The organism is Nocardiopsis sp. M1B1, from assembly GCF_052466615.1.
In genome coordinates this window covers 6,555,525-6,570,897 of sequence record NZ_CP196194.1, presented here as the reverse complement: position 1 = coordinate 6,570,897, position 15,373 = coordinate 6,555,525, and the positions used below count along the sequence as shown (strand labels likewise).

Sequence of the window (15,373 nt, the reverse complement as noted above, 5' to 3'; positions counted from 1 at the left end):
GCTTTTCGCCTGTGGACGGCCCCCGTGTGTGCCCGGCCGCGCGCACGGCCGGGTCCGCGGGTCAGCCCGCGCGGGCGCCGTCGGGGTGCAGGTGGTCCATGAGCTCGCGGAAGCGCTGCCAGCCGTCCGGCTCGGTGCCGTCCCCGACCCGGTACCAGACCGAGGGCGTGAGCGGCGGACCGAACGGCACCCCGCGCACCGGAGCGGACAGCGCCCGGTCGGTGCCGATCGAGGAGACGCCCTCCACTCCGACGGCCAGGCCGACCGGCAGGGGGAGGCCGCACCAGCGCGGGGCGTGGGTCAGGTCCGGCCGCCCGGCGGCGCGCCGCACCGTCATGGTCCGCAGCACGTCGCGTTCGGTGAGTGTACGGACCACCGACGACAGGGCGTCCAGGTCGTGCTCCTCGCCCGCGGGCCTGGCCACCGCGAACGAGACGCTCTCCCGTACCCCGTGCGCGGTGCGCGCCACCCGCTGGGTGCCGCTGAAGGGGAGCACGCCCTCTTCGCGCACGCCCTCGGGAGGGCCGGTGAACACGAACCAGGTCTGTCCGGGCGCGCGTTCGCGGCACAGCCGGGTCAGCGCCGCCCGGTTCCACTCCTGGGGGAGGGGTTCGCTGGTGCCCCAGAGCGCGGGGGCGCGGCCGCCCAGACGCTCGGCGAGCAGTTCGGCGGCCTCGCCCAGGACCAGGCCGTTGTCTGCGGGGTGCTCCGCCTTCAGTTCGACGAGCAGGTGGGAGCCGGTCTCCTCCGCCTCCGCCGCCCGGGCGCGGAACGCCTCGTGCGGCCCGTCCTCGGCCCGGGCGCTCCGGTCCAGGACGAAGGCCTCCCGTTCGTCCCAGACCAGGGGCACCCCGGAGAACCCGTCGTAGTAGGCGCCGTCGGGGGCCTGGACCACCCAGCGGGCGGTGGGGCCGGTCAGTACCGAGTGCAGGGCGTGGGTGAGTCGGCTGGTGGAGGGGGTGACGACCTGGAGCCGCCGGCCCTCGCGCCCGTGGGCGGCGACGGTGTCCACGATCCAGGGGGACATGGGGACCAGGGGGCGGTCCTGCACCACCACCACGGCTTTGTCGGTGCGGGCGGTGACGGCGGGGTGGTCGGTGGAGCCGTCCAGGAAGGCGTCGCCGCGGGAGAGCCGCGGCTCGGGCTCCCACACGACTCCGCCGAGCCGGTCCGCGAGGTGGCGGACGAACCGGCCGACGGCCCCGGCGGTGTCGGTGTCCGCGAGTTCGGCGCCGCGCGCCTCCACCCAGTAGGGCTGGGCGGGCAGGTCGTCGACCACGCCGTCGGCCAGGAGCCGTTCGGCCTCGGCGGACAGGGCCAGGCGCTGGGCCGCCTGCATGGCGGCGACCAGGCGTCCCCCGGAGTCGAGCAGTTCGACCACGGCGCCGTCGGCTGCGAACCGCACCCGGAGGTCGGGTCCGGCGGCGACCAGGGCCTTGGTCAGGGCGCGCCGGTCGGGAGGGCTGGCCAGGAGGGCGACCGCGTCGTGGCTCAAGGGATCTCCTCAACACTCCGGGGGAGGACGGTACCGGGAGGGTGGGATCCCGGGCGCGCCCGCGGGGTTCGCTCCCGGGTCCCTGTTCCCCGTGGCGGTGCCGTGCGGGACGGGGCCGCGCACACCTCGCGGGGGCGGGCACCAGGCCCCGCGACCCCGTTCGGAGCCGCGGCCGGGTACCGGTGCGGGGGCTTCGGCCGGTGCCGGGACCGCGTTCGGATTGGCCGGATACGGCCACGCGCAGACGGCGGGAAGGGGGGCGGCCGCGTCCGGGGCGCCCGTCCCGGAGGACCCGGTGCGCGAGCGGGCCCGGCCGGTCCGCCGGAGGGGTCCGCGCCGTTCACCGGCCGTCGTCCACAGGCGCGGATCGTCCCTGGGCCTACGTCAGAGGCCACTTGTATGATGCAGTTCCTCCCCTATGAGGGGATCCAGTCCGTTGCCCGGTCGCGGATCTTCTTCCGAACCACGGGCACTCCGCGTGCGTCCTCCCTCACGGGAGGCGAACAGCCTCGCGAGGACCCCCGAGGAAAGCAGGTGAAAAGTTGTCACGTTGGCAGATCGGCGACAGCACCCTGACCACCCTGTCCCAGAGCACCGGCACCACCGGTGACGAGCTGAGCAGCCTCATCCAGCAACTCGTCCAGGCCGCCGAGCCCCTGTCCGGCAAGTTCGACGGCGCGGGCAAGGCCGCGTTCGACTCCTTCAAGCTCAGGGCCGACGCCATCACCGCGGACCTGCGCGCGGGCCTCGGCTCCATCCAGGAGGGCCAGAGCGGCATGAACACCGCGTTCGTCACCGGTGACCAGACCATGGCCGACGACGCGAACCAGAGCATGGGCTCGGCCAACTTCGACGCCGCCAAGTTCCGCTGACCCCCTGACCCCCCGTAAGGAGCGTCCATGAGCAACAACGCCTACGACCTCGGTGCCTCCCAGGAGGTCCAGGGCAACATCCAGTCGATCACCAACCGCCTTGAGACCCTGATCGGCGAGCACGACACCGACGTCAGCCAGGCCATGGCCGAGTTCGAGGCCACCGGCGTGTCCGAGGAGTACAGCGCCAAGGAGCTCAAGTGGCACAACGCCGGTAACGAGGTCCGCGAGATCATCCGGCTCGTGCGCGAGACGCTGTCCACCAACGACTCCACCGCCCAGGAGACCCTCAGCCGCGCCAACAGCGCGGTCATGAACATCTGACCGCGCCCGGGGCACGGAACGCGCACGAGAGGCAGTGAGGAGCACGGTTGGCACGCGACTACGACAGTCAGCTGCTGGAGTCCGTCGCCGTGCGCCGACAGCGCCTGCGCGAGGCGGTGCTCTTCGGCGGCCAGCGCACCAGGCGCCGCCTGGACGAGAACTTCGGCAAGGTGGCGATCAGCGCCTGCCTCGCCGCGGTCATCTGCGGCGGCACCGTCGGCTGGTCCTTCGTCAGCAACCAGCTCAGCACCCAACGGGTGGAGCAGGAGCAGCAGGCGTCGGGACCGGCCAACAACGCCGTCCCGCCCATTCCGGGCGACTGGGTCGGCGCGCAGGTCACGCTCGACGACCTGCGTGAGGAACTGGACGCCGCCGGGGTCCCCGAGAGCCTGTACGTGCTCCCGGGCGACCCCCGCCCCGAGCCCGGGACCCTCGACAGTTACTACCTGCTCAGCCAGGACGCGGAGGGCTACCTGTCCGCCGCCGTCATGGACTTCGACCAGGGCCGCACCGGACCCGAGTTCACCACCGAGGACGAGGCGGCCCGCTGGCTCTACCAGGAACTGGCCACCACCGAGCCCGAGCCGACCGTCCTCACCCAGGCCGAGGAGCGGCGGACCGACGAGGCCACGGCGGAACTGGTCACCACGGTGCGCGAGAGTCTGCGGGAGCGCAGCGGCGGCTCCTACCTGCACGGGCTCGCGGTCGGCGACGTCGTGGACGCCTTCGGTCAGGAGAGCGGCCGCCACCTGTTCCCCGACGGCACCTCCTTCGGGGAGCGCGGTCTGCCCGACCACGCCCGCACCGGCCCCGACGGCGAGGACCTCTACCACCGCTACCGGGTCATCCACCCCTTCCAGGTGAGCGCGACCAGCGCCCCCGCGAGCGTGGAGCACCCCGGCGGCGGCGTCCGCTTCACCCTCGACACGGCCGGGTTCACCGAGGTACCCGCCGTTCCGACGATCCGCTGGCTCATCGGCAACGGCTACCTGGAGCGCATCGCCGTCAGCGACGTGCCCGGCTAGGCGCCGCGCCGCAAGCCCCCCGCCGTCCGGCTGGAGGGCACGACCGAACCCCGGGACCCGTACCCCCGGACCCGAGAGCGGTGGCCAGGGCCACCGGTGACGCAGGAGCGAGGATGGGAAGGCAATGACCGCTTGGAGCCGCGTGACCCTCGTCGGCGAGGAGCGCAGGGTCGACGCCGTCCTGCCCGCGGGCGAGCCCGTGGGCGCGCTCATGCCCGAGGTGCTCGACCTCCTCGGCGACCAGGTGGAGAACCCCGCCAGACTGCGGCACCTGGTGACCGCCTCCGGGATCGTCCTGGAGGGCGACACCACGCTCGCGGAACGGCAGATCACCGACGGCGCGGTGCTGCGGCTGGTCCGGGCGGAGGAACCGGTGCCCGCCCCGGTGGTGCACGAGGTCCCCGAGGCGGTCTCGATGGCCCTGGACGACCACCAGGGGCGCTGGAACCCGGTGGCGGCCCGCTGGACCGCCACCGTCTCACTGGTCGCCCTCGCCGTGGGCGCGGCCTGGATCGCGCAGGGGCACTTCTCCGGCAGCGGCGGCCTCGTCGGACTGGCCGCGGTCGCCGCCGTGCTGGTGGCGGCGGGCGCTTCGATCGGCCCGACCTGGCGGGAACCCCTGGGCACGGCGCTGGCGATCAGCGGCGCCGCGGTCGGCGGACTGGCCCTGTGGCTGGCCTGCGACCAGCTCGGCTGGCCCGAGTGGGCCCGCTGGGGCGGCGGTGCCGCCCTGGTCGCGGGCCTGATCCTGCTGCTCGGGCTCACGTCGGGCCTGGGCAGGGGCGGTCTGACCGGCGGCGGTGTCGGACTCGCCCTGGCGGCCGTGTGGTCGGTGGGCGCGGCGCTGGGTCTGCCCGCCTACCAGATCGCCGTCGTCATGGCGGTGGCCTGCGTGGTGCTGCTGAGCCTGCTGCTCCGCCTGGCGTTGATGTTCTCCGGACTGGCGGTCCTGGACGACCGGCGCAGCTCCGGGGACGCGGTGACCCGGAGCGACGTGCTCACCTCGGTGGCGGGGGCCCACCGGAGCCTGGTGATCGCCACGATCGCGGTGGCGGTGTCCGCGGCCACGGCGGGGATCGGCCTGGCCACCCACTTCGACTGGTGGACGGCGGGGCTGTCGGTGGTGCTCGCCCTGGTGGTGGCCAGCCGGGCCCGGCTGTTCCCGCTGGTCGCGCAGAAGTCGGTGCTCATCGCCGCGAGCCTCGTGGTGCTGGTGGCCTTCCTCCTCGCCTGGGCCGAGGCCGTGCCCTGGGGGGTGTGGCCCGCGCTGGGGATCGCGGTCGCGGTGGCGGCCGTTCCCGCGGTGGTGCTGTCGATCGAGCAGCCCGAGCACGTGCGGGCCCGGCTGCGCGGAGTCACCAGCAGGTTCGAGGCGGTGGCCGTCGTCGTGCTGGTGCCCCTGGCGATCGGCGCGTTCGGCACCTTCCAGCGCCTCCTCACGACCTTCTGAGCGGGGGACGATGAACGCCTCACAGACGCGGGCCCCGGGCGGGGCCTCCCCGGCCGGAGCCGCTCCGGCCGCCTCCGGGGCGCGGCCGGTGCGCGGCGACCGCTGGGTGCGCCGCGTCGGCCGGGCGGCGCTGCGCCCGTTCCGGGCGGCGGACGAGGTGGCCGACACCATCGAGCTGGGGAGGCGGTTGCAGCGCCCCACCTCGACCGGGCGCCGGATCGTCGTGGACGACCTGGGATCGGGCGCCGACGCGTCGGTGGTGACCGCGCTGGTCGCCCGCTCGCTGGCGCACTTCCGCCACGACCGGGTGCTGGCCGTGGACGCCACCGGCCGGGCGCCGTCGCTGGCCGGGCGGCTGGGCCTGGACGAGCCCGGCGACCTGGACGGGGTCGACCCCACCGGTTTCGAGTCGGTGCGCGCCAGTCTCGGCGAGGCCAACGAGCGCCTGTGGACGGTGCGGGCCGCCCCGGACGGGGCCGGGGCCTACATGTCCGGGCTGCTGCCGATCTCCCGGTTCTTCGGAGTGACCCTCGTGGCCGGTGAGTCGGGCGGTGCGTTCGTGGAGGCCGTCGGCGGGGCCGCCCACGCACGGGTGCGCGTGGTCCGCGCGACCCGGGAGGCCGCGATCCTGGTCGGGCGCGAGCTGGACCTGCTGGTCGCGGACGGTAGACAGGACGAGGTACGGCGGACCGTGGTGGTCGTCTTCGACGAGCGGCGGCGCGAGGACCGGGGGTTCGACGTGGCCCGTACGACCGGGATCATCGCGGAGAGCGGCGCGGGCGTCATCGTCCTGCCGCACGACCGGCACCTGGCCCAGGGCACGGTCGTGCGCCCCGGGTTCATCCGTGAGGCCACCCACCGGACCGTTCAGCTGGTGGCCGCCGAGGCGCTGGACCGTTCGGTGGACGGCGCCGGGCGGGTTCGTGCCCGCGTCGAAGGAGGGGAGTAGCCGTGGAGCAGCGACCCGAGCCGGAACGGGGAATTCCTCCCGGGGAGCAGGAGGCCCGGGACGAGAGCGACGGCCGGGGGAACCCGGTCGCGCCGCCGGACGCCGGGAACCCGACCGGCTGGCGGCCGGGGGCTCCCGCGCACGGAGACCCCGCTCAGGGAGACCGACAGCAGGCGCCGTGGGGCGGACCGGGACGGTACGCCGGGCCGGTGCACGGCCAGCCCGCTCCGTCCGGCGGCCACGACGCCCGGCAGCGGGGGAGCGGCGCGGTGCCGAGCGGTCCGCAGTGGTCTGCCGCTGGTCAGGGCTTCTCGGGTGGGGGTGCTGCGCCGAGCGGTCCGCAGCGGCCCGCCGCCGACCAGGGCCTTCCGAGCGGCCCCCAGTACGCGTACGGCCAGCGGGGCGGGCCCAGCGGCCCCCAGCCGGCCCCGTCCGGCGGCTGGTTCCCCGACGCGCCCGGACACGGCCAGGGCACCCCGCCCGGCGGTGTGTCGGGCCATCCGGGACCGGGAACGCTTCCTCCGACGCCCTACGCCGTCGAGCCGCCGAGGCCGCACGAGCCCACCGGCCCCAACCAGGCGCCCTGGGCGGGCCACTCGGGGCCGCAACGGCCCCCCACCCCGCCCGGCGGAACGGCGACGCCGCGCACCTTCGCGCAGGACTCGATAGCCGAGGCCTTCCTGTCGGGGACGCCCATGCCCGCACCGCCGACCCAGCAGCCTCCGGCGCCTCCCGAGCAACCCCAGCAGCCTCAGGAGCCCCAGCAGTACGGGCCAGGCCCAGCGCAGAGCCCGCCGGAACAGCGGACATCGTGGTCGCAGCCGTCGCAGTGGCCACAGCTCCGGCGGCCTCTGGAGCAGCAGGCGCCATGGCAGCCGCGGCCTGACCCGGCCGTGCCCGCGGACCGGAGCGCGTCGGCCGCGCCTCCGGCGCCTCCCGCGACTCCGTCGGCCCCCTCGCGGCCGGAACCGCCGCGCGAACAGGAGCGGACGGGCGGCCGGAGACCGCCGGGCGGGCAGGAAGCGCCGCCGCACGGGGGCGCACCCTCCGACTCCCGGCCCCGGGAGGAGCTCCCGCCCGCCCGCGCCTGGTTCGGTACCTCCTCCTCCGAGGCGTCCCGCCCGCCGGTACCTCCCGGCGCGTCCCGCGAGCCCCGGCGGGTCGGTCCGCCGCGCCCGGCGGACCCCGTGACCGTCAACCCCGGAGGCGGGGAGGACTCACCGGACCCGGACGCGGAGGAGACGGACGTCTTCCTGGTCACGGGCGCCGACCGGCGCGCCCGCAAGACGCGGGAGGAGGGCCTGGAGACTCCGCGGACCGGGGAGAACACGGGCTCATCGGAGTCCTCAACGGCCTCGGAGACCTCACCGGACCCGGTCGCCCCCGAGGCCGCGCGGGAACACGGCTCTGCGCTCCACCAAGGCGTCTCCCCGTCCGCATCCGAGCCGGAGGCCGCGGAGCCCGGCCGCCCGGAGGGAACCGGTCCCTCTGCCGAGGGCCCCGAACCCGTGCGCCCCGACACGGACACCGTGCGCGTCCAGGCTCCGCCGCCCGTGGACCCGGCCGACTCCTCCGACACCGGTGGAGGAGCCGCCTCCCGCAGCGCTCCCGGCGCCGTCGCCTCCGTGCCGGGCGCCGGGACGGGGGAGCCCCTTCCGGAGGACTCCGGGCCCGCCGACCCCGTCCAACCCACAGCCGCGCCCCCCGAGGCGGGCACCGCCGTCAGCGGACCCGCGCCGCGGGAGACCGCTTCCGCGGAGGCCTCCGGACCTCCCTCGCCTGGCGCCGGGCGGGAGTCCGCCCCTCCCGGAGCCGGGGAGCCGGAGCAGGCCGCTCCGTACTTCACCTACGGCGGCCGGCCACCGGAGCCCACGGGGTTCCCGGACATTCCGGCCGCGCCCTACGCGGGTGCGGGGCAGCCGGAACCCGGTCGGGGCGTCCTGCGCACCGAGGGCCGCCTGGACCCGCCGACCCCGTACGCCCCGGCCGCGAACCCCCCGCCAACGCAGGCCCCGGCACAGGCCCCCTCGGCACAGGACCTCTCGACACAGACCTCCTCGGCGCAGGGGATCGAGTCCTGGATCGACGCCGTGGGCGACGCGCGCACCCCCGTGCAGGGCGGATACGAGCAGAGGATCGCCGCGGTGAGGAGCGTTCCGGCCTCCCCCTGGCGCCGGGCCGTCTTCGCGGTGACCGGAGGGCGCCTCAACCTCGGATGAACCCGTGGTCGGGTGACGGCAGGGGGAGGCGCGCCCGCCTCCCCTTGCGGACGCGCCTCCGGAGACGCCGTACGGCGCCCCCCATCCGCCGGGCCGGTTCACGGGCCGCCCTTCCACGGGCCAGAGAACCCGGACAACCCGGTCCGGCGGGCGCCGACCGTCCGGGTCCGTCCCCTCGGCGAAGCACCGGTCCGGTCGGCTCGACCGTCCCGCGCCGGGCCGCTCAGGCCGGGGCCCCGCGGCGCTGGGACGGCGTCCTCAGGTCATCTCCTCTCCTCCAGCCCCCCGATCAGGGCCATCGCCTCCCCGTGGCTGGCGGGCAGGGGCACCGTCCACACGGCCGCCCCGTGCTCCCAGCAGGTCCCCCGGCGCAGCGCGTCCAGTTCGCCGTCCAGGTCCGCGGACTCGGGGGCCACCACCGCGATCCGCCCCCGGGCCAGCAGGCACACCGACTCCCCGCGCGTGAAGAACCCGCGCAGCTCGTGGCCGAGCACGATCAACCGCGCGGTGCGCCGCCACGGGTCGATCCCCGGGTCCAGCGCCACGACCACGAACCGGTGCCCCGAGGCGGGCGGCGCCCCGTCGCCGGTGTGCCGGTACAGCTCACCGAGCCGGGTCCGCAGGTACTCCGCGGTGGCCAGGCCGGTCAGCGGGTCCTGGCAGGTGTCCCAGCCGCGTCCCTCGTCCGCCCACCCCTCGGCCAGCGCCCGGACCAGGACCGGCGGCGGGCTCCGCCACCCCGCCACCGACGTGAACGCCGACAGGTCGTCCAGGCTCTGCCCGATCCCCACCCCCGAACGTGCCCGCGCCCCGCCCAGGAGACCGCAGGGACCGGCCAGGTCGTCCCCCGACGCGAAGGCCCCGCACACCGCGTCCACGGCGGGCGTCCACCAGCTCTCGGGCGGGTCCCACCCCGCCTCCCGGCTCCGCCGGCCCCACGGCGCGCGCAGTTCCCGGGCACGGGCCGTACGGTCGCGCGTCCCGGTCCTCACCTCGGCATCTCCCATGGCGTCGCTCCCGTCCGTCGGTCCTGCCGCGGAGGCGGGTCCGCGTCCGCTCGGCGCGTTCCGTCCTCCCTCACCCCTGATTACGGAGATCGGTGGCGGCTGTGACGCGAATGCGGGATATTTTTCGAGCACGTGTCCTCCAGCGCCGGACCGGGGCTCCTCCCCGGATCGCGGCGCACACTCCCCAGAAAGGACGCCGGGTGAACGACGTCCCCGACGATCACACAGAGACTCTGGTCGGTGACGGTGAGTTGATCCAGTGGGTGCGGGACGGCGACACCGGCGCCTACGCCACCCTCTACGAGCGCCACGCCGCGGCGGCGCGCGGACTGGCCCGGCAACTGCTGCGCGGCGAGGCGGAGGTGGAGGACGCCGCCGCCGAGGCGTTCACCCGCGTGCTCAGCGTCATCCAGCGCGGAGGGGGGCCTCAGGACTCCTTCCGCCCCTACCTGCTCACCGCCGTCCGCAACGCCGCCTACGACCGGGGGCGCGGGGAGAGGCGACAGGTCGTCACCGACGACATGGAGAGCCTCGTCCCCGGCCAGCCCTTCGTCGACCCCGCGCTGGAGGGGCTGGAGCGCTCCCTCATCGCCCGGGCCTTCCTCTCCCTCCCCGAGCGCTGGCAGTCGGTGCTCTGGCACACCGAGATCGAGGGGGCCAAACCGGCCGAGGTCGCGGACGTGCTCGGCATGAAGCCGAACGGCGTCGCGGCCCTCGCCTACCGGGCGCGGGAGGGCCTGCGGCAGGCGTACCTGCAGATGCACCTGGCGGGCGGGAACGCCGCCGAGGCCTGCCGCCCGACCCTCGGCCTGCTCGGCGCCCACGTCAGGGAGGGGCTGTCCAGGCGCGACACGGCCAAGGTCGACCGGCACATGGACGGCTGCGCCGACTGCCGCGCGGTCTACGCCGAGCTGACCGACGTCAACGTCGGCCTGCGCGGCGTCGTCCTGCCCCTGGTGGCGGGCGCGGGGGCGGCGGGCTACCTCTCCGCCACCCCGGCCGGGGGCGCCTGGTGGGGGAGGATGTCGCGTCGCCAGCAGCAGGCGGCGGCCGGAGGCGCGGCGGCGGCCGGCGTGGCGGTCGCGGTCGCCCTGGCCCTGACCAGCGCGCCGGAACCGCTTCCCGAACAGCAGCCGCCCCCGGCGGCGGCCCTGTGGGAGCCTCCGGCGCCGCCCGCCCCGGAGGCGCCCGGGCCCGCTCCGGACGCGCCGCGGCCCTCTCCTCCGGCCAACGACCGGCCGCGCCCCGACGCGGACGAGCGGCCCGAGCCCGTCGAGCCGGTCCCGGCGGTGCCCCCCGCCGACGTACCGGAGGAGGAGGTGGCGCGGGAGCCGGGACCGCGGTTCGCCGCGGGGATCGACCCGGTCGGCTCCCTGCTCCCGGACAGCGAGGGGATCATGGTCCTGGACGTCCGCAACATCGGCGGCGGCGCGGCCGAGGAGGTCGTCGCCCTGCTCACCCTGCCGCCGGGCGTGGAGATGGTCTCCTCCGGCGGTGCGGGCACCGCGCTTCCCACGGCGGTGGGGCACGGCGACTGGAGCTGCTCCGCGGGCAGCGGGGGCGGCCGGTGCGTCCACCCGGGGATGGCGGCGGGGGAGGACGGCACCCAGTTCATCGATGTGCGTGTGGCCCCGGACGCCGAGGTCGGGGTTCCGGCGGCGGTGTCGGTGTCCGCGGCGGGCGTGACCGCAGAGGCGACGGGGGAGCGGGGCGTGAGCGCGCAGGGCGTCACGGCCCGCTACGCCACCGCGGGCCGGGTACGCGCCGAGAGCGTCGGCAACGCCCTGATGACCTGCGTCGAACCGGAGCGGAGGGGCCGCTGGCCGTGGCCGTGGTGGGACTGGCCGTACGCCCCCGACGTCCCCGACCCGCGCCCGCCGGGCCCCGGGACCGAGGCGCGCCCGGAGCCCTCGCCCGCTCCGGACGATCCCGCCTCCCCGAGCCCGGAGCCGCCGGAAGCCGAGGCGACCACGGAGGAGGATGTGGTCCCTGGTCACCACGAGGGCGAAGGGGCTCCTGACGGGACAGCGGGTGCGCCGGACAACGATGTGCCCACGGAAACGGTGCGCGACCCGTTCCCCGGAGGCGCAGCGGGCCACGGTGCCCGCGGCCCGGCGACGGTGGCCCACGGCGCCACCGACCCCCACGACACCCCCGGGTTCCACGGCGCTCCCGAGGCACAGGACGGCCCCTGCGCCCGCGCCAGGCTGCGCCGGGGACCGCACCTGGACAACGACCACTGGACGATGGTCCCGCTTGACGCCGACGACGACCCCTCCACCACCTCCTCCAGTTCCGCCGCCTGGGAACTCCCCGAGGGCGGCGGGGTGCGCTGGGCGGGGCTCTACTTCTCCGGGACCGGGACGCCCGACGCCCCCTCCGTCCGGGTCAGGGGCCCGGGCATGGCGGACTACCGCACCGTCGAGGCCACGGGCAACAGTGTCGCCGAGCTGCCCGGCTACCCCGCCTACCAGGCGTTCGCCGAGGTCACGGACCTGGTGCGGGCTCAGGGCGGCGGCCAGTGGTGGGTCGGCGACGCCCCCGTGCGGGAGGGCCGCGGCCACTACGCGGGCTGGAGCCTCGTGGTCGTGCTGGAGGACCCCCGGGTGGGCACCCGAAACCAGGTGATGGTCCTCGACGACACCCGGGTCCCCTTCCACGGCGACGGGGGCGGCCCCTTCGCGGTGTCGGGCCTGCTGCCCGCCGCCGTGCCCGCCCGGATCGACGTGGTGGCCTGGGAGGGCGACCCCGACCTGGGCGGGGACCGGGTGACCGTGGACGGTGCGGCGGCGGCGCCGGTCGGCGGCCACGGGCGGGCGGACAACGCGTTCACCGGATCCGCCCGCGGCGCGGTGGGCGACCCGCTCGCGTTCGGCACCGACGTGGTCCGATTCGACTCAGTACTTGGCCGAGAAACGGACATCCGAATCCTGACGGAACAGGACGCCGTGATGGTGGGGGCGGTGGTCCTGACGGCCCCCATGCGTAGTTGAGGCGCGGGGTTCCACCCACCCCGTCCGGGCCTGTCCGGCCGCTGCGGAGCCCCGGACCCCTCCGGAGAACCGCCTGTAAGTAGCAGTCCAATAACTCTGTGTATTCAGAAGGGGCACGCAAAACCAGACAGACTTGGCTAGGCTGTGGCCCGGTCATGGACATGGCCCAGAGACAACAGGGAAGGGGGTCGGTGCCAGTGGACCGCTGCGCGTTGTTCGTTGACGCGGGGTACCTCCTCGCGGACGGCGCGATGGCAGTGCACGGAACCCGCAACCGGGACTCCGTCTCCTGGGACTACACCGGTCTCGTCCAGTTCCTCAACGAGGTCGCGCGGGACCGCACCGGCCTGCCGCTCCTGCGCTGCTACTGGTACGAGGCGGTCGCCGACGACCGGCGGACCCAGGAGCAGGACGGCATCGCCGACATCCCCGGTATCAAGTTCCGCGGCGCGCGGATAAGGCCCGGCCGCCGCGAGGGCGTCGAGAGCTACGTCCAGCGCGACCTCACCACGCTGGCCCGTACCGGCGTCCTGTGCGACGCCGTCCTGGTCAGCGGGGACGAGGACATGGCGCCGGTCGTCGCCGACGTACAGGACATGGGTGTGCGCGTCACCGTCGTGCACGTCTCCGTCGAGGGCAACTGGACCATCTCCCGGGCCCTGCGCCGCGAGTGCGACGACCTCATCGAGATCGGCGCGGGCCACCTGCGTCCGCACGTCAACCTGCTCTCCAGCGGCGGCTCCACCCAGGAGACCGCGGCCAAGACCACCACGCCGTTCTCCAACGGCCGCGCCCGCTCGGCGCCCGAGACCCCGAGGCAGCCCGTCGCGGCGGCGCAGCCCGGCGGCAACCGGGTGGAGTCGGCCTCCTCATCGGCCGTCGGCCTGGACGCGATGTTCGCCGGAACCGGCGGCCAGCCCGTCCCCCAGGGCAGCGCCATGGACCAGCTGCGCGCCATGCGCAGGTCCCTCGCCCAGCAGCGCGGCGGCGGGGACCACCTGGCCGGGCCGAACACGGACAACCAGCAGTCCGGCCCGATCGACGCCAACGGCTTCCCCTCCGGCGGCCAGGTCCCGCCGAACGTGGGCGGCAACGGCGCCTATCCGGGCGCCTCGATGACCGGGGGGCACCCGGCGCCGGGCGGCCAGGGGGGCTACCCCGTCACCGGGGGGCACCAGTCGCTGCGCGGGGCCGACCAGGGGGGCTACGGGCTGCCGGCGAGACAGGCACCGCCACCGCAGCAGCACATGACGGGGCCGCAGCAGTCGTTCGCCAGCGGAACCGGGCCACAGCAGTCCTTCGCCGGCGGGACCGGGCCGCAGCGCTCGTTCTCCCAGGAGGGGCAGCCCCTGCAGCCGGGCCAGCACGGCCAGTCGGGCCAGCACGGGCAGCCGGGACACGGCCAACCGGGGCACGCGCCACCGCAGAGGAGCGCGCCGCCCCAGGATCCCAGGTTCGGTCCGGGGGACAACCCCGGCTTCGGGGGTGCGAACGACGCAAACCCTACCTATGGGACCAGTACGGAAACTGACACCGCCCAACGCGGTGGGGCGGCCCCCTCCTACGGGGGACCGCAGCCTACTGGTCCCGAACACGACAGCCGGTTCTCCACCGGCGACCACCGGGAACCGCGTCCCAGTCCTGGATATCCCCAGCAGACGCGTCCCGCCACGCATACCGTTGACGAAGCGGTGCATGTTGCGCACAAAGAAGGGAACGACTTCGCGGAGTCGATCGCCCGCGAGGCGCCCGCCCTGTGGGTCGAGGCCGTCCTCGCCCGCAGGCCCCGGATGCCCTCCGACCTGGAGGCGCGTCTGCTCCAGGGTTCCTCGCTGCCGATCGACCACCTGTTGCGTGACGAGGTCCGGGACGGACTGCGCCAGGGGTTCTGGCAGGCACTGGAGCGTGCCAGGCCCTGAGATCCTTGCGCGGGGAGTGCGAGTAGGTGATGGGGGCGATGCGGTTGACCCACGTGACGACGGCAGAACTCGACCGTTTGGAATTCCACGCCGTCCGGTCCGGTGAGCACGGACGGGTCGCCGCCCAGCTCATGGACCTGGCCAACCGGGTCGACGCCGGAAGCGAGATCTCCCGCGCGGAACTGTTCGTGCGCGCGGGGGAGCAGTGGGAGATCGCCCAGGAGTTCGAGCGCGCCTGCTCGGCCTACCAGAGGGCGATCGACGACGGCGGCCCCACGGTGATCGACGCGCGGGCCCTCAGCGCCGGTGCGCTGCTGCAGCTGAACGAGGTCGGGTCGGCCTACGCCCACCTCAAACGCCTGGAGAACGAGGAGCCCCCGGGGCTCCAGACCTACATCCACGTCGCCGAGGCGCTGTACGCGCACGACGACCTGGAGGGCGCCGAGCGCTGGGCCACGGTCGGCGCGCACCGCTTCCTCGGGCTGGACTCCTCGCCCTACGTCCACGACCTGCTGCTGGAGCTGCTGCGGATCCGGTTCCGCGTCCGCGTCGACCTGGGCCTGGACGAGGACGACCTGGACCGGCGGCTCGACGCCGGGTGAGGGCCGCGCCGCGTCCGTCCGCCTCTGCGGCAGGCTCCGGCCGCGGTGAGTGAGGTTTCCGACGTTTCCCCTCCCGGGGGCCGCGACACGCCCGGGACGCCCCCGCCCGGAGCGCTTTTCCGCGGCGCCCCGAGGCCGCGGCCGCACGACCGGGTACGCCAGGTTCCGCGAAGCCCTGCGGCCCCCGTGCGCGGGCGTTGCGGGCCGACTGGGGCGGTGGCACGGGCGGGGCCGGGTGCGGACGGCCCCGGCGACGACCTAGGCTGTGTCGGGCCGCCTCAGGGCCGCCCCGGCGGGGCGCTCAGCCCCCGCGCCGACGGGCCTCCCAGAGCCCCTCATACCACGCCTCCAGGGTGTGTTCGACAATCGTCGAAGAACCTGAGAAATCGATGACACGCCATCATCTTGCGGTGTTCCAACGCACCATCCCCTAGATGTAGTATCTCTCCCGCTGGTGGTTCACCCCTCGGGGTGAGGCAGAGGGGACCCGGTGCGAGCCGGGCCGTCCCCGCAGCGGT

General features: G+C 75.3%; 11 protein-coding genes. 9 read left to right on the top strand and 2 right to left on the bottom strand.

The window, feature by feature from the left end:
- Nucleotides 1–61: 61 nt before the first annotated feature.
- Nucleotides 62–1,495 carry a DUF6177 family protein gene (locus ACSTA4_RS28485; protein ID WP_444961761.1) on the bottom strand — a complete coding sequence of 478 codons (1,434 nt, stop codon included), beginning with the start codon at nt 1,493–1,495 and terminating at the stop codon, nt 62–64.
- A 542-nt stretch (nt 1,496–2,037) separates the two neighbouring features.
- Between ACSTA4_RS28485 and ACSTA4_RS28480 the strand changes: the two genes are divergently transcribed.
- The 6 genes from ACSTA4_RS28480 (at nt 2,038) to ACSTA4_RS28455 (ending at nt 8,334) form a co-directional block, all read left to right on the top strand.
- Nucleotides 2,038–2,367: a hypothetical protein gene (locus ACSTA4_RS28480; protein WP_444961760.1), complete on the top strand. Its 330-nt coding sequence runs from the start codon at nt 2,038–2,040 to the stop codon at nt 2,365–2,367.
- 27 nt (nt 2,368–2,394) lie between these two features.
- A complete protein-coding gene (locus ACSTA4_RS28475; RefSeq protein WP_013155612.1) occupies nt 2,395–2,691 on the top strand; it encodes a pore-forming ESAT-6 family protein in 297 nt (98 codons plus the stop codon).
- A 47-nt stretch (nt 2,692–2,738) separates the two neighbouring features.
- On the top strand, nt 2,739–3,716 hold the full coding sequence (locus tag ACSTA4_RS28470) for a TNT domain-containing protein (protein WP_444961759.1): 978 nt from the start codon (nt 2,739–2,741) through the stop codon (nt 3,714–3,716).
- A 124-nt stretch (nt 3,717–3,840) separates the two neighbouring features.
- The gene (gene eccD, locus ACSTA4_RS28465) at nt 3,841–5,166 is read left to right on the top strand and encodes a type VII secretion integral membrane protein EccD (RefSeq protein ID WP_444961758.1); all 1,326 of its coding nucleotides are present in this window, start codon (nt 3,841–3,843) and stop codon (nt 5,164–5,166) included.
- A 10-nt stretch (nt 5,167–5,176) separates the two neighbouring features.
- Complete coding sequence (locus tag ACSTA4_RS28460) at nt 5,177–6,115, top strand: ATPase (protein ID WP_444961757.1); 939 nt, start codon at nt 5,177–5,179, stop codon at nt 6,113–6,115.
- Nucleotides 6,116–7,302: 1,187 nt separating this feature from the next.
- Nucleotides 7,303–8,334, top strand: a complete 1,032-nt coding sequence (locus tag ACSTA4_RS28455; RefSeq protein ID WP_444961756.1) for a hypothetical protein — start codon at nt 7,303–7,305, stop codon at nt 8,332–8,334.
- Between the two features lie 263 nt (nt 8,335–8,597).
- On the opposite strand, the gene ACSTA4_RS28450 is transcribed toward ACSTA4_RS28455, so the two are convergent.
- Entirely contained in the window at nt 8,598–9,341 is a 744-nt protein-coding gene (locus ACSTA4_RS28450) for a hypothetical protein (protein WP_444961755.1), read from the bottom strand.
- A gap of 200 nt (nt 9,342–9,541) precedes the next feature.
- Here ACSTA4_RS28450 and ACSTA4_RS28445 point away from each other — a divergent pair, with 200 nt between their 5' ends.
- From ACSTA4_RS28445 to ACSTA4_RS28435, 3 genes are all read left to right on the top strand, one after another.
- The gene (locus ACSTA4_RS28445) at nt 9,542–12,334 is read left to right on the top strand and encodes a sigma-70 family RNA polymerase sigma factor (protein WP_444961754.1); all 2,793 of its coding nucleotides are present in this window, start codon (nt 9,542–9,544) and stop codon (nt 12,332–12,334) included.
- A 197-nt stretch (nt 12,335–12,531) separates the two neighbouring features.
- Complete coding sequence (locus ACSTA4_RS28440) at nt 12,532–14,253, top strand: NYN domain-containing protein (protein ID WP_444964298.1); 1,722 nt, start codon at nt 12,532–12,534, stop codon at nt 14,251–14,253.
- Nucleotides 14,254–14,282: 29 nt separating this feature from the next.
- Complete coding sequence (locus ACSTA4_RS28435; protein WP_274978277.1) at nt 14,283–14,855, top strand: hypothetical protein; 573 nt, start codon at nt 14,283–14,285, stop codon at nt 14,853–14,855.
- Nucleotides 14,856–15,373 lie beyond the last annotated feature (518 nt).